The organism is Sulfitobacter sp. 1A13353 (assembly GCF_043557255.1).
Taxonomy (GTDB): domain Bacteria; phylum Pseudomonadota; class Alphaproteobacteria; order Rhodobacterales; family Rhodobacteraceae; genus Sulfitobacter; species Sulfitobacter faviae.
Genome location: NZ_JBIFFS010000002.1, coordinates 259,532 through 272,782 on the forward strand (window position 1 = coordinate 259,532; position 13,251 = coordinate 272,782).

15 protein-coding genes are annotated in these 13,251 nt (G+C 61.5%); 13 read left to right on the plus strand and 2 right to left on the minus strand.

All coding sequences use genetic code 11. From position 1 onward, the window contains the following. Window positions 1-235: 235 nt before the first annotated feature. The 13 genes from ACGYLO_RS04950 to ACGYLO_RS05010 all read left to right on the plus strand — a co-directional run bounded on the left by ACGYLO_RS04950 (window position 236) and on the right by ACGYLO_RS05010 (window position 11,940). Entirely contained in the window at window positions 236-1,027 is a 792-nt protein-coding gene (locus tag ACGYLO_RS04950; RefSeq protein ID WP_271687865.1) for a 23S rRNA (adenine(2030)-N(6))-methyltransferase RlmJ, read from the plus strand. Between the two features lie 3 nt (window positions 1,028-1,030). After that, window positions 1,031-1,324 (plus strand): DUF1330 domain-containing protein, encoded by a 294-nt coding sequence (locus ACGYLO_RS04955; protein ID WP_067261008.1) that lies wholly within the window; start codon window positions 1,031-1,033, stop codon window positions 1,322-1,324. Window positions 1,325-1,409: 85 nt separating this feature from the next. After that, the gene (locus tag ACGYLO_RS04960; protein ID WP_394376364.1) at window positions 1,410-1,847 is read left to right on the plus strand and encodes a TerB family tellurite resistance protein; all 438 of its coding nucleotides are present in this window, start codon (window positions 1,410-1,412) and stop codon (window positions 1,845-1,847) included. A gap of 36 nt (window positions 1,848-1,883) precedes the next feature. Continuing rightward, window positions 1,884-2,324 (plus strand): TerB family tellurite resistance protein, encoded by a 441-nt coding sequence (locus ACGYLO_RS04965; protein WP_209219001.1) that lies wholly within the window; start codon window positions 1,884-1,886, stop codon window positions 2,322-2,324. Window positions 2,325-2,435: 111 nt separating this feature from the next. After that, on the plus strand, window positions 2,436-3,212 hold the full coding sequence (locus ACGYLO_RS04970) for an ABC transporter ATP-binding protein (RefSeq protein ID WP_209219002.1): 777 nt from the start codon (window positions 2,436-2,438) through the stop codon (window positions 3,210-3,212). A gap of 24 nt (window positions 3,213-3,236) precedes the next feature. Continuing rightward, entirely contained in the window at window positions 3,237-3,974 is a 738-nt protein-coding gene (locus ACGYLO_RS04975) for a transporter substrate-binding domain-containing protein (RefSeq protein WP_271687868.1), read from the plus strand. Window positions 3,975-4,054: 80 nt separating this feature from the next. Continuing rightward, window positions 4,055-4,939 (plus strand): ABC transporter permease, encoded by an 885-nt coding sequence (locus ACGYLO_RS04980; protein WP_271687870.1) that lies wholly within the window; start codon window positions 4,055-4,057, stop codon window positions 4,937-4,939. Beyond that, a complete protein-coding gene (locus tag ACGYLO_RS04985; protein WP_067260997.1) occupies window positions 4,936-5,742 on the plus strand; it encodes an ABC transporter permease in 807 nt (268 codons plus the stop codon). The genes ACGYLO_RS04980 and ACGYLO_RS04985 overlap by 4 nt, the downstream gene beginning before the upstream one ends. Before the next feature lie 100 nt (window positions 5,743-5,842). Further along, complete coding sequence (locus ACGYLO_RS04990; protein ID WP_209219006.1) at window positions 5,843-7,177, plus strand: glutamine synthetase family protein; 1,335 nt, start codon at window positions 5,843-5,845, stop codon at window positions 7,175-7,177. A 10-nt stretch (window positions 7,178-7,187) separates the two neighbouring features. After that, the gene (locus ACGYLO_RS04995) at window positions 7,188-7,877 is read left to right on the plus strand and encodes a type 1 glutamine amidotransferase (protein ID WP_271687872.1); all 690 of its coding nucleotides are present in this window, start codon (window positions 7,188-7,190) and stop codon (window positions 7,875-7,877) included. Beyond that, entirely contained in the window at window positions 7,877-9,238 is a 1,362-nt protein-coding gene (locus tag ACGYLO_RS05000; RefSeq protein ID WP_067260991.1) for a glutamine synthetase family protein, read from the plus strand. Before ACGYLO_RS04995 ends, ACGYLO_RS05000 begins: the two co-directional genes overlap by 1 nt. Before the next feature lie 14 nt (window positions 9,239-9,252). Beyond that, on the plus strand, window positions 9,253-10,557 hold the full coding sequence (locus ACGYLO_RS05005) for an FAD-binding oxidoreductase (RefSeq protein WP_271687873.1): 1,305 nt from the start codon (window positions 9,253-9,255) through the stop codon (window positions 10,555-10,557). 204 nt (window positions 10,558-10,761) lie between these two features. Beyond that, window positions 10,762-11,940 carry a DegT/DnrJ/EryC1/StrS aminotransferase family protein gene (locus tag ACGYLO_RS05010; RefSeq protein ID WP_271687874.1) on the plus strand — a complete coding sequence of 393 codons (1,179 nt, stop codon included), beginning with the start codon at window positions 10,762-10,764 and terminating at the stop codon, window positions 11,938-11,940. Window positions 11,941-11,971: 31 nt separating this feature from the next. On the opposite strand, the gene phaR is transcribed toward ACGYLO_RS05010, so the two are convergent. Then, window positions 11,972-12,520 carry a polyhydroxyalkanoate synthesis repressor PhaR gene (gene phaR / locus ACGYLO_RS05015; protein WP_271687875.1) on the minus strand — a complete coding sequence of 183 codons (549 nt, stop codon included), beginning with the start codon at window positions 12,518-12,520 and terminating at the stop codon, window positions 11,972-11,974. Between the two features lie 143 nt (window positions 12,521-12,663). Beyond that, the gene (locus ACGYLO_RS05020; protein ID WP_067260985.1) at window positions 12,664-13,107 is read right to left on the minus strand and encodes a phasin family protein; all 444 of its coding nucleotides are present in this window, start codon (window positions 13,105-13,107) and stop codon (window positions 12,664-12,666) included. Window positions 13,108-13,251: the final 144 nt, after the last annotated feature.

Consider the following 13,251-nt stretch of genomic DNA (forward strand, 5'->3'; position numbering starts at 1 on the left):
CGCCGGGCCATCGCCTGCCCGCCCGCCACGCCGTAGGCGTGCCATCATTCATTCGGCGCACCTGCGGTGCGTCGGGTAGGCGATTTCGCGACGGGCGCGTACTTCTGCGAGAACACATCACGGTAGCACCATAAAGTGGCATGGATCGCGGTTTGGTTCGCCCACCCGCGGACAGGCGCTGGCCCTCCCCCCTCTTTCACGTTGCACCCGCCAACCACTCCGCTACAGCTAGGCCATGCTGAGCTATCAACACATTTACCACGCCGGAAACCTTGCAGACGTGCAGAAACACGCGCTTTTGGCGTGGATGCTGTCCTATCTTACCCGCAAGGACAAACCGCTCACCTATCTGGAAACCCATGCAGGCCGGGCGCTCTATGACCTGTCGGATGCGGCGGCGGAAAAGACCGGCGAGGCGCGGCAGGGCATCGACAAGGTGCGCGATTGGTTCGCCCCAGATCACCCTTACAGGCAGGTTCTGGAAGCGCTGCGCGAGGCCCACGGCCCGCGCGCCTACCCCGGCTCTCCCCTGCTGGCCGCGAAACTGCTGCGCCCCGATGACCGCATCCATCTGGCCGAGTTGCACCCGCAAGAACACAGCGCCCTTGATCTAGCGATGTCGCCCTACCCCGCGAAATGCCACCTCAGCGACGGGTTCGAGATGGCCTTTGCCCTCACCCCGCCAACACCGCGCCGGGGGATGCTGCTGATCGACCCCTCTTACGAGATCAAAACCGATTACGAGACCATTCCGCGCCAGATCGCCAAACTCAACCGCGCTTGGAACGTGGGCATCATCGCGCTGTGGTATCCGATCCTGACCAATCGCGCGCATGAGCCGATGCTCGACAAGCTCACCGCCAACCACCCCGATGCGCTGCGCCACGAAGTGCGCTTTCCCCCCGCGCGGCCCGGGCATGGTATGGTCGGCTCGGGCATGTTCGTGATCAATCCCCCCTACGGGCTCGACAATGAGGCAAAGAACCTCACCGCCCGTTTCGCCACCTTGACCCAACAGGAGAGATAACAGATGCCAAAGGGCTATTGGATCGCCACCATGGATATCCACGACACTGCGATTTACGACAAATACCGTGCTGCCAATGCCAAACCCTTTGCGGATTACGGCGCACGCTTCCTTGTTCGCGGCGGCACCCAGCAGATCCGCGAAGGGCAGATGCGCGCCCGCACCGTTGTTTTGGAATTCGACAGCTACGCCGATGCGGTCGCTTGTTACGAAAGCCCCGGCTACCAGCGGGCGAAAGACATTCGCCTGAACGTGGCGGACGGGTCTTTGGTGATCGTCGAAGGCTATGACGGCTAAGCCGATGCGGCCCCCTGCAGGAACCCGCGCCCCCGGTGCGCAGTTTCCTCTATGGCGACCCTGTTTCCTGCGATAAGTGAGCCCCATGCTGAACCGACTTTTCCCCCGCCGCAAGGCACAGCCGAAACCTTTGCCGCAGCCCAATGCCCAACTGGCACTGGGCGCGCTTTTGGTGCGTGTGGCCTTTGCCGATCGCAACTATCGCGCCTCTGAGATTGGCCAGATCGACCTCATTCTGGCGCAGACCTTTGGCCTCAAACCCATCGAGGCGGCGAAACTGCGTGCCACTTGCGAAGCGCTTGAGCGCGACGCCCCCGGCACGCCGGAGTTCACCCGCATCCTGCGCGAAGAGGTCGACTATGCCGACCGCAAGGCATTGGGCGAAGCGATGTGGCAGGTGGCCCTTTCGGACGGGGCGCGCAATGATGACGAGGAGATCCAGCTTGTCGCCATCGAAACCGCGCTTGGCCTGTCGGATGAGGATATGGCCTTGGCCCGCGCCAACGCTTTGAACGAGCTATGACATTCCCTTTTCCCGCAGCAGGATGATGACGCATATATGTTTGGTGACTTTCTCAAACGGCTTACCCAGCCCGAACCCGATCCATTGGCCGATAATGACGCCCGCCTCGCGCTGACCGCGCTTTTGGTGCGCATCGCCCGGTCTGACAATGACTACGCGATGAGCGAACGGCGTCTGATCGACCGGATCGCCGCCGAGCGCTACGGCCTGAACGAGGCCGACGCCACCGCCCTGCGTAAAGAGGCCGAGGCGCTGGAGGCCCAAGCCCCCGACACCGTGCGCTTTACCCGCGCGATCAAGGATGCGGTGCCCTATGAGCACCGGCTGGAGGTCATCGAGGCGCTTTGGCAGGTGGTTCTGGCCGACGGCAGCCGTTCCGACGAAGAAGACGCGTTGCTGCGGCTGGTGTCGAACCTCCTGGGCGTCACAGATACCGACAGCGCCATGGCCCGCCAGCGTGTTGCCAAAGAAAACTGACCTAGCGTCAGCACCGGGACTGTGATGCAACGCGGGGCAAACTCTGCGTTGCAATTTCCGTCGATTCGTCGCTTTATAGCGCACTGAAATGACAGATTGGCGACAGTTTCCGTGACCACAGACACCCCGGTTATCCAGATCAAGAACCTCCACAAGGCCTATGGCGCGCTGGAGGTTCTCAAAGGGGTCGATCTGACCGCCCCGCGTGGCCATGTGATCTCGCTCATCGGGTCCTCCGGCTCGGGCAAATCGACCCTGCTGCGCTGCTGCAACTTGTTGGAAGACAGCCAACAGGGCGAGGTGATCTTTAAGGGCGAACCGGTGCGGTGGAAGGGCGACGGCCACCAGCGCTGCCCGGCGGACGCCAAACAGGTGCTGCGCATCCGCACCAACCTGTCGATGGTGTTCCAGCAGTTCAATCTCTGGGCGCATATGTCGATCCTGCAAAACGTGATGGAAGCGCCGCTGACCGTACTGGGCCGCGACCGGGCCGAGGTGGAACGCGCCGCGCGCGGCTATCTGGAAAAGGTCGGGATCGGCGACAAATGCGATGTCTACCCGGCGCAGCTTTCCGGTGGCCAGCAACAGCGTGCCGCGATTGCCCGTGCACTGTGCATGGAGCCCGAGGCGCTGCTGTTCGATGAGCCGACCAGCGCGCTCGACCCCGAGTTGGAACAGGAAGTCGTCAAGGTTATCAAGGATCTGGCCGCAGAGGGGCGCACGATGGTGATCGTGACCCATGACATGAAGCTGGCCGCCGATGTCAGCGATCATGTCGTCTTTTTGCACCAAGGTCTGATCGAAGAACAAGGGACGCCCGAAGAAGTCTTCGGCGCGCCCAAATCGGAACGTCTGCGTGGGTTCCTTTCGGCAACCCAGCCTGCGTAAACAAGAACCAAAGGGAGTTACCAAATGAAAAAGATCCTACTGGCAAGCGTCGCGCTCAGCATGACCGCTGGCTTCGCGATGGCCGAAGCCCATGGCAAAACCATCCGCATGGGCACCGAGGGCGCCTACCCCCCCTACAACTTCATCAACGACGCCGGCGAAGTCGACGGGTTCGAGCGTGAGCTGGGCGACGAGCTGTGCGAGCGCGCTGAGCTGACCTGCGAATGGGTCAAGAACGACTGGGACAGCATCATCCCCAACCTCGTGTCGGGCAACTACGACACCATCATGGCGGGCATGAGCATCACCGACGAGCGTAAGGAAGTCATCGCCTTCACGCAGAACTACTATCCGCCCACCGCCTCGGCCTATGTGGCGGCATCTGAGGACGCGGATCTCGAAGGCGGCGTTGTCGCCGGTCAGACCGCGACCATCCAAGCGGGCTATGTCGCCGAAAGCGGCGCCACGCTGATCGAATTCGCGACCCCGGAAGAGACCGTCGCCGCCGTGCGCAACGGTGAGGCCGACGCGGTCTTCGCCGACAAAGATTACCTCGTGCCGATCGTCGAGGAATCCGGCGGTGAGCTGATGTTCGTGGGCGACGATGTGCCGCTCGGCGGTGGCATCGGCATGGGCCTGCGCCAGTCCGACACCGAACTGCGCGACACCTTCGACGCCGTCATCACCGAGATGAAGGAAGACGGTACCCTCAACGAGATGCTCAAGAAGTGGTTCGGCGAAGACACCACCACCTACGAGTGATTCCATCTCAGGCGCGCCCGTCGCGGCGCGCCTGACCACGCCTGCGCGGGCCCCGCGCGCAGATCAGCCCACGGGGGCCCATGTTCTCTTTCTGCACCGATCCGTCGACCCTGAATGACTGGCTCTGGACCGCCTGTTACCTGACCACCGGCGTCCATATGTCCTTCTACCTGTCCTTCCTGAAGGTCCTGCTGCTTTTGGCGGTTACCGCCCCCGTGGCACTGGCCTTCGGCTTTGGCGGGGCCATGATGGCACGCGCGCGTTTCGCGCCGCTCAGCTGGGTCGGCAAGGGCTATATCGCGCTGGTGCGCGGTGTGCCGGATATCGCCTTTTTCCTGTTTTTCGTGATCGCGCTCGATCAGGGCATCGAGTATCTGCGCCACAAGGTGCTTTGCCCCGATTGGGATATGCCGATCCGCCAAGGCAGCGACTTCGTCGTCTGCCAAGAAGCCAAGATGCCCTTGGGCAATGCCGCCCAATGGGTGCATGAGACCTATGGCTTCGGCCTCGCCGTCTTTACCTTTGCCATCGTTTTCGGCGCCTTTGCGGCCAATGTGCTGTTCGGTGCGATGCGCGCCGTGCCACAGGCGCAGCTTGAAACAGCCGAGGCTTACGGCATGAACCATCGCCAGACCTTCTGGCGGGTACTGGTGCCGCAGATGTGGGTCTATGCCCTGCCCGGCCTCAGCAACCTGTGGATGGTGTTGATCAAGGCCACGCCGCTGCTGTTCCTGCTGGGGGTCGAAGATATCGTCTATTGGGCGCGTGAACTGGGCGGCACCAAGACGCCGCGCTTTACCGATTACCCGCACCCTGACTGGCGCATGTGGTACTTCCTCGCGCTGCTGGTGTTCTACCTGCTCTTCACCCGCATTTCCGAGATCACGTTGGACCGTCTGATGAAACGACTGACACGCGGCCAAGCCACCACCGGCGGCGAAGCCCAGCGGAGGGCCGACGCATGAGCTGTCTGCAAACGATTCAGGACTACGGCCTGCGGTCCTTGGGCTATGGCGAGCGGCTGCTGCCGCGCGACGGTTTCACGCTTTGCGAGCAGTTCACGCTGATTGGCTCGGGCATGATCTGGAACGTATATTTTGGCGTCGTCGCTTTGCTGACCGGCTTTTTCTTTGCGACGGCGCTCGGCGTTGGCAAGGCCAGCGCGAACCCGTGGTTCCGCAAACCGGCGGAGTGGTTCATCTTCATCTTCCGCGGCTCGCCGCTCTTCATCCAGTTCTTCTTTGGCTACTTCCTGTTTCTGTCGCTGAAATCGGAATACGCCTTCTTCGCCCCCTTCACGGCGGCATGGCTGGGCGCGTTGATCGTGCTCTTTCTCAACACTGCCGCATATTCGGGCGAAATTTTTTACGGCGCGCTGCAATCCATCCCCAAGGGCGATGTGGAGGCCGCGGATGCCTATGGTCTGTCGGGCTGGTCGCGCTTTCGCCGGGTGATCTGGCCCACCTCGCTGCGGCTCGCTTGGCCCGCCTATACGAATGAGGCGATTTTCCTGTTTCACGCCACGACACTGGTGTTTTTCAGCGGTTTCCCGGCATGGCAACAGCGCGGTGACGCGCTTTATTACGCCAGCTATTTCGCGGATAAGACCTTCAACCCCTTCGTCCCCTATCCCATTCTTGCCGGTTATTTCATCCTTCTGACGCTCTGCATCATCGGCGTCTTCGGTTTGATCAATTCCCGCCTCAACCGCCACCTGCCCCAGGCGCAACGCCGTAAAATTCGCTTGCGTCCTAATTTGATCCGGTAGTATCCATTATTTGATCAAATTACGCGGCGCGTGGGCGCCAACCGCTTTTGCCCCCGGGCGAACCGCTTTGTGACATGCCCACCGCCCTTTCAGGTGATGTATGAACAACTGGCTTCGCAAAAATCCTCAGGTCCGCACCATTCGTGTGGCCGCCGCAGACCTCAATGGCCAAGCCCGGGGCAAGCGCATCCCCTCGCGTTTTGCCGATAAGGTCACGACCGAAGGCACCCGCTTTCCCGTCTCAGTGTTGAACCTCGACATCTGGGGCGAGGATATCGACGACAGTCCGCTGGTGTTCGAAACGGGCGATGCGGATGGCGTGCTGAAACCGACCGAGCGGGGCTTCATGCCGATGCCATGGCTCGACGCGCCCTCGGCCCTGCTGCCCATCTGGATGTTCCGCGAAGATGGCCGCCCCTATCCCGGCGATCCGCGCCATGCGCTGCGCGCGGTGCTGGATCGCTACAAGGCGCGCGGGCTGACGCCGGTCTGCGCCGTTGAGCTGGAATTCTTCCTGATCGACGATTCGGGCCGCAACCTTCAGGTGCCCGTCTCCCCCCGGTCGGGCAAGCGGCGCAAAGCGGCCGAGACGATGTCGATCCGCGCGCTCGACCAGTTCGATCTGTTCTTCACCGATCTTTATGACGCCTGCGAAGAGATGGACATCCCCGCCGACACCGCCATTTCCGAGGCGGGTCTGGGTCAGTTCGAGATCAACCTCATGCATTGCGATGACGCCCTGCGCGCCGCCGATGACGCATGGCTGTTCAAGATGCTGGTCAAGGGTCTGGCACGGCGGCACGGCTTTGCCGCAAGCTTTATGGCGAAACCTTACGAGGATTACTCCGGCTCCGGCCTGCACACCCATTTCTCGGTGCTGGATGAAAATGGCGACAACATCTTCGACGATGGCGGACCGAAGGGGACCGACACCTTGCGCCATGCTGTGGCGGGCTGCATGAACGCGATGCAGGGCTCGGCGCTGGTCTTTTGCCCGCATGCCAATAGCTTTGACCGGATGGTGCCGGAATCCCATGCGCCCACCGGGGTTTGCTGGGCCTATGAGAACCGCACCGCCGCGATCCGCATCCCCTCGGGCAGCCACAAGGCGCGGCGCATCGAACACCGCGTCTCGGGCGGGGATGTGAACCCCTATCTGATGCTCGCCGCCGTGCTGGGTGCAGCGCTCAACGGGATCGAAGATGCGCTTGAGCCGCCCGCCCCGATCACCGGCAACGCCTATGCCGCCGAATTGCCGCGCATGCCGAGCGATTGGAAAACCGCCATCGACCTGTTTGAAAGTTGCCCCCATGTGGCGCGCATCTTCGCGCCCGAGATGATCCGCAACTTCGTGCTGACCAAACGCCAAGAATTGCATTACATGCAGGAATTGACCCCAGAGGAACAGGTCGAGATCTACCTCGACACTGTGTAACAGGTGACACATGAAAATCGGCATTCTGCAAACCGGCCACTCCCCCGATGACTTTCGCGAACAGCTCGGCGACTATGGGGAGATGTTCACCAAACTGCTGGATGGCCAAGGGTTTGACTTTCAAATCTGGTCGGTCGTCGATGGCATCCTGCCCGACAGCGTGACGCAGGCCGACGGCTGGCTGATCACCGGATCGAAACACGGCGCCTATGAGGATCACGATTGGATCCCGCCGCTGGAGGAGTTCATCCGCCAGACCTATGCCGATGGCCGCCCCCTGATCGGCGTCTGCTTTGGGCATCAGATCATCGCCCAAGCGCTTGGCGGCAAGGTCGAGAAGTTTACCAACGGCTGGTCCATTGGCCGCACCGAATACGATATGGACGGTGACAAACTAGCGCTGAACGCATGGCATCAGGATCAGATCGTGGAACTGCCCGAAGGCGCGCGTGTCGTCGCCTCATCTGACTTTTGCGCCTATGCAGCGCTGGCCTATGACGACCGCATCTGGACGGTGCAGCCGCATCCCGAATTCGGCCATGACTTCATCGACGGCTTGATCAAAACCCGTGGCAAGGGCGTGGTGCCCGAGCATCTGCTGGAGCAGGCGACAGCCGCCTTGGGCGGCCCCATCGACAACCAAAAAATCGCGGACCAAATGGCCGCATTCTTTAAAGACAACAGGAAAGAGAGGGCCTGATGGCCGAGGATTGGACAGAAGCACTACCCGAAGCGGCGCGCGCCTATCTTGAGGGCCGGCGTCTGGACGAAGTGGAATGTATCATCCCCGACCTGCCCGGCATCGCCCGGGGCAAAGCCGTCCCGGCGTCGAAATTCGCGCGGCAAGAATATTTCCACCTGCCCGACAGCATCTTCTACCAGACCATCACCGGCGAATGGGGCGAAGCGGCGGGCGATGACGGTTTCATCGAAAAAGACATGATCCTGCGCCCGGATATGGACACGGCCACCGCCGCACCTTGGACCGGCGATTGGACGCTTCAGGTCATCCACGACGCCTATGACCGCAACGACAAGCCGGTGGCCTATTCGCCGCGCAATGTGCTCAAACGCGTGGTGCAGCTTTACCGCGACAAGGGGTGGGAGCCGGTCGTGGCCCCCGAGATGGAATTTTTTCTTGTGGCCCGCAACATCGACCCGGCCAAGGAAATCCTGCCGATGATGGGCCGCTCGGGCCGTCCGGCAGCGGCGCGTCAGGCCTATTCGATGACCGCGGTGGATGAATTCGGCCCCGTGATCGACGACATCTACGACTTTGCCGAGGCGCAGGGTTTCGAGATCGACGGCATCACCCAAGAGGGCGGCGCAGGCCAGCTTGAGATCAACCTGCAACATGGTGATCCGGTGCGGCTGGCCGATGAGGTGTTCTATTTCAAACGGCTGATCCGCGAAGCGGCGATGCGGCATGAATGCTACGCCACCTTCATGGCCAAACCCATCGCCGATGAGCCGGGCAGCGCCATGCATATCCACCATTCGGTGCTGGATGTGAAAACCGGCGAAAACATCTTTGTCGATGCCGAAGGCGAAGAGACCGCCCCCTTCCGCCATTTCATCGCCGGTTTGCAAAACCACATGCCGAGCGCGCTCGCCGTGATCGCGCCCTATGTCAATTCCTACCGTCGCTACGTCAAGGATCACGCCGCGCCGATCAACCTTGAATGGGGCCGCGACAACCGTACCACGGGCATTCGCGTGCCGCTCTCGGGGCCAAAGTCGCGCCGGGTGGAAAACCGTCTCGCCGGGATGGACTGCAACCCCTACCTCGGCATCGCCGCCAGCCTTGCCTGCGGCTATCTGGGGCTGATCCAGCAGAAAGACCCGCTGCCCGAATTCAAGGGCGATGCCTATGTCGGCGAAGGGGATATTCCGCAAGTTCTGGGCCAAGCGCTCGACCTTTTCGAGGAGGCGACAGAGCTGCACGAGGCTTTGGGCCCGGATTTCGCCCGCGTCTATTCCATTGTGAAGCGAGCGGAATATGAGGAGTTCCTACAGGTCATCTCGCCTTGGGAACGTGAACATCTGCTGATGAACGTCTAACGCCCGGAGGCCCGATGAACCTGCTCTACGCCAATGACACGCCCGGCCAGTACCCTACCAGCTGGTACGCCGCCACCGCCACGAAACATGCGGCCTACCCGCCGCTTCAGGGCGATACCAAGGCCGATGTCTGTGTTGTTGGCGGCGGCTACACCGGGCTTTCCTCCGCACTGCATCTGGCCGAGGCAGGTTACGACGTGGTGCTTTTGGACGCGCAGCGCGTGGGTTTCGGCGCTTCGGGGCGCAATGGCGGACAGTTAGGCTCGGGCCAACGGGTCGAGCAAGATGGGCTCGAAAAGATGCTGGGCGAAGACCATGCCGCCAAGCTGTGGCAGATGGGCGAAGAGGCGAAGGAACTGGTCAAATCCCTCATCGCGAAACATGAGATCGACTGTCACCTGAAGCCCGGCGTGGCCTGGACCGGCTCCACCACATCTGACGTGCGGCATCTGCACGATTATGCAGAGCATCTGCAAAAGCGCTATGGCTATGATGAGATCGAAGTGTTGGATCACGCCGCGCTGCAATCGGTCTGCCCCTCGCCCGACTACAAGGGCGGCGTGCTCGACATGGGGGCCGCGCATTTGCACCCATTGAACTACGCCCTCGGCCTTGCCCGCGCCGCTGCCGCCGCAGGCGTGCGCATTCATGAGACAAGCCCCGCCGAGAACATCGTCGAAGGCAGCAAGGCGCTGGTGCAAACCGCCACCGGCAGCGTCAGCGCCGATCATGTGGTGCTGGCCTGCAACGGCTATCTGGGCAAGCTCAACGGCGACGTGGCCGCCAAGGTCATGCCGATCAACAATTTCATCGCCGCGACCGAACCCTTGGGCGCGCGCGTGAAAGACGTGCTGCCCCGCGACGTGGCCGTGGCCGACAGCCGCTTTGTGGTAAACTATTTCCGACTGTCGCACGACGGACGGCTGCTGTTTGGCGGCGGCGAGAGCTATGGCTATCGCTTCCCGCAGGACATCGCCGCCAAGGTGCGCAAACCGATGTCGCAGGTCTTTCCGCATTTGAAGGACGTTAAGATCGACTACGCTTGGGGCGGCACTCTTGGCATCACGATGAAGCGCCTGCCCTATGTGGCCCGGCTCGCGCCGAACATCCTCTCGGCCTCGGGCTATTCCGGTCACGGGGTTGGGACCGCGACCCATGCGGGCTATCTGATGGCCAAGGCGATCGAAGGCGATGCCGCGGGTTTCGACACGATGGCCGCGATCCCGACGCAGGCTTTCCCCGGCGGGGCCTCTCTGCGGAGCCCGCTTTTGGTGCTTGCGATGCTTTGGTATGCGACGCGGGATCGGTTGGGGCTTTGACTTCGCTCTGAGCGGTCGCGCGGGTTTGGCTGGTGGTGGAGTGCGGGGGCTCTGCCCCCATCGCGCCTTTGGCGCGATTCCCCCGAGGGTATTTGAGAAAGGATGGAGGGGAAGAGGGGGTGGCCTGTTGTGGGGGCATCCCCCCTTGGTTTGCGCGGGCGTTTGTTTTACTATTCTGGAAATCATTATTCAGGATTTTGAAATATGGCTTTGCCCGACATGCACCGTGCCGAACCGATCCCTGCCGAAGCGGAGGCCGCCATTGCGGAGCTTTTGCAAAGTGGCGATCTTTTTCGCTATACTGCGGCCAAGGACGCGCCTGTTTCCCTGTTGGAGGTCGAATTTGCGCAGATGATGGGCAGTGAATATGCGCTGGCCGTGTCCTCCTGCTCGGCCGCGCTGTTTCTGTCCTTGCTTGCTTTGGACTTGCCGGTTGGGGCGCCGGTGTTGATCCCGGGTTTCACCTTTGCTGCCGTGCCTTCTGCAGTGATCCACGCAGGCTGCAAGCCGGTGCTTTGTGAGGTGGGCGAGAATTACCGTGTGGATTTGGAGGATTTCGCCGCCAAACTGCCGGGCGTTCGGGCGGTGATCATCAGCCATATGCGGGGGCATACTTCGGATATGGATGCGATCATGGGGCTTTGCGAGGCCGCTGGCGTGCCGGTGATCGAAGACGCGGCCCATTCGCTGGGCACGCTTTGGCGGGGGCGGAAAATCGGGACGATTGGCAAGATCGGCTGTTTTTCCTTCCAGTCCTACAAGATGATTAACGCGGGCGAAGGCGGTATCCTGATCACCGATGACGCCGATCTGGTGGCGCGGGCGATCATCATGTCGGGCGCTTATGAGCATAATTGGAAGAAACACGCGGCCCTGCAAGACAGTTTTGCCAAATGGCAGAACCGGCTGCCGCTGTACAATCTGCGCATGTCCAACCTTTCGGCTGCGATCATCCGGCCGCAATTGCCGCATTTGCCGCGCCGGGTGGCCGATGGGCTGCGCAATCACGATCACATGGCGGCGCGGCTGGCGGCCTCCCCCTTGATCGAGGTGCCGAGCCCCCTGCCCGGTGAGACCCGGGCGCCGGATTCGATCCAGTTCAATCTGGTGGGCCTCTCTGATGCCAGCATCTGCGCTTTCGCGGCAGCGGCGGAGGCGGTGGGGGTGAAGGTGCAGGTCTTTGGCCAAAGCACCGACAACGCCCGCGCTTTTTGGAACTGGCAATTCATCGAAGACCTGCCCGAGCTGCCGCGCACCCGCGCCATGCTGATGCGGGCCTGCGACGTGCGGCTGCCGGTGCAGTTGACACTGGAGGAGATCGACGCCGTGGCGGATGTGATTTTGGGCGCGCTGAGGGATGTGGCCGAGGCGCAGGCGGCCTGAGGCGGGCGCGCGACGCCCGCGTCTTCTGGGGTTAGTTCAGCTTTGACAGTTTATCCTGCAACTCTGCCAACTGCTTTTTGATCGCGTCCAGATCGTCGCCCTGTTCGGCCTGCTGTTTGGGCGGCTCTGGCGTGGTGGATTTGGCCCAGCCGCCGGTCATCGCCTTCATGAAGGCTTCTTGCTGCGCCTGCATCGCTTCCATGCCGGGCATCTTGGCCATCGGGTTCATCGCGCTCATGTTTTCGATCGCCTTGGATTGGCCATCGCGCAGCATGTCGAAGGAGGCCTGCAGAAACTGCGGCACCACCGAGACATTGCCTGACATATAGCTGCGCACCAGATCGGTCAGCACATCGACCGGCAAAACGGCTTCGCCCCGGCTTTCGTGTTCGGCGATGATTTGCAACAGATACTGCCGTGTCAGGTCATCGCCGGATTTCAGATCGACGATCTGAACCTCGCGGCCATCGCGGATGAAACCGGCGATATCCTCCAGCGTGACGTAATCGCTTGTTTCGGTGTTGTAGAGCCTGCGGCTGGCGTAGCGTTTTATCAGCAAGGGCTTCGGTTTGTCCGCCATGATGTTACTCCCGACCAATGGTGCTGCATCGCAGCTTAGGACAGCGATCGGCAAATAGAAAGAGCGCATGACAAAAGGGCAGGCCCGTCTGGACCTGCCCTTTCTTTAAGCATTCCCTGGCGCTGGAAAGCCCAGCGTCAGATTTACTTCACTGTCGCTTTTTTAGCGGCAGCCTGTGCGGTGGCCACGCCTTCGGTGGTCGCGGCTTTGGCGTCGCTTTGCAGGTCTTTGCCAGCCGACATCATCAGCTCGACGGTGTCCATCTGAACCTTTTTCGCGATCTCGGCGAAGGCGGCCATATGCTCGGCAGCGGATTCGGCGGAGGCGGAGGCGAAATCGGTCATCGCTTTGGCATAGTCCGTGGGCTCGGCTTTGACCTTGGTCATCTCGGTCAGGCGGGCCAGCGTCTCTTTGGTCCAGGCTGTGGAGATGTCGGCGGATTTTTCAGCCGCGTCGAAGGCAACGCCGGAGAGTTTCTCGTTCAGGGTGGCGGTGTTTTTGAATGCGTCTTGCATGGCGGCGTTATCCACCGGGAAAGCGCCCAGAACGTCTTTGAACATCGCGGTCATGTCAGGTGTCTTGGTCATGTCTCAATCCTTTTAATGCTACTGTGGCAAGGGAGCGGGGAGACCCGTCCGTTTCGCGTCTGACCACAACATAGATGCCGCAGCGCAGCATTTCAAGGTTTTTTCTGCATTGCAGCATGAGCCCGAAGGGTGTTTGGATTACCT

What these genes read in the sequence shown, in the direction of transcription:
- ACGYLO_RS04950 (WP_271687865.1), top strand. Translation starts at nt 236, where the DNA reads ATGCTGAGCTATCAACACATTTACCACGCCGGAAACCTTGCAGACGTG.
- ACGYLO_RS04955 (WP_067261008.1), top strand. Translation starts at nt 1,031, where the DNA reads ATGCCAAAGGGCTATTGGATCGCCACCATGGATATCCACGACACTGCG.
- ACGYLO_RS04960 (WP_394376364.1), top strand. Translation starts at nt 1,410, where the DNA reads ATGCTGAACCGACTTTTCCCCCGCCGCAAGGCACAGCCGAAACCTTTG.
- ACGYLO_RS04965 (WP_209219001.1), top strand. Translation starts at nt 1,884, where the DNA reads ATGTTTGGTGACTTTCTCAAACGGCTTACCCAGCCCGAACCCGATCCA.
- ACGYLO_RS04975 (WP_271687868.1), top strand. Translation starts at nt 3,237, where the DNA reads ATGAAAAAGATCCTACTGGCAAGCGTCGCGCTCAGCATGACCGCTGGC.
- ACGYLO_RS04980 (WP_271687870.1), top strand. Translation starts at nt 4,055, where the DNA reads ATGTTCTCTTTCTGCACCGATCCGTCGACCCTGAATGACTGGCTCTGG.
- ACGYLO_RS04985 (WP_067260997.1), top strand. Translation starts at nt 4,936, where the DNA reads ATGAGCTGTCTGCAAACGATTCAGGACTACGGCCTGCGGTCCTTGGGC.
- ACGYLO_RS04990 (WP_209219006.1), top strand. Translation starts at nt 5,843, where the DNA reads ATGAACAACTGGCTTCGCAAAAATCCTCAGGTCCGCACCATTCGTGTG.
- ACGYLO_RS04995 (WP_271687872.1), top strand. Translation starts at nt 7,188, where the DNA reads ATGAAAATCGGCATTCTGCAAACCGGCCACTCCCCCGATGACTTTCGC.
- ACGYLO_RS05000 (WP_067260991.1), top strand. Translation starts at nt 7,877, where the DNA reads ATGGCCGAGGATTGGACAGAAGCACTACCCGAAGCGGCGCGCGCCTAT.
- ACGYLO_RS05005 (WP_271687873.1), top strand. Translation starts at nt 9,253, where the DNA reads ATGAACCTGCTCTACGCCAATGACACGCCCGGCCAGTACCCTACCAGC.
- ACGYLO_RS05010 (WP_271687874.1), top strand. Translation starts at nt 10,762, where the DNA reads ATGGCTTTGCCCGACATGCACCGTGCCGAACCGATCCCTGCCGAAGCG.
- phaR (WP_271687875.1), bottom strand. Translation starts at nt 12,520, where the DNA reads ATGGCGGACAAACCGAAGCCCTTGCTGATAAAACGCTACGCCAGCCGC.
- ACGYLO_RS05020 (WP_067260985.1), bottom strand. Translation starts at nt 13,107, where the DNA reads ATGACCAAGACACCTGACATGACCGCGATGTTCAAAGACGTTCTGGGC.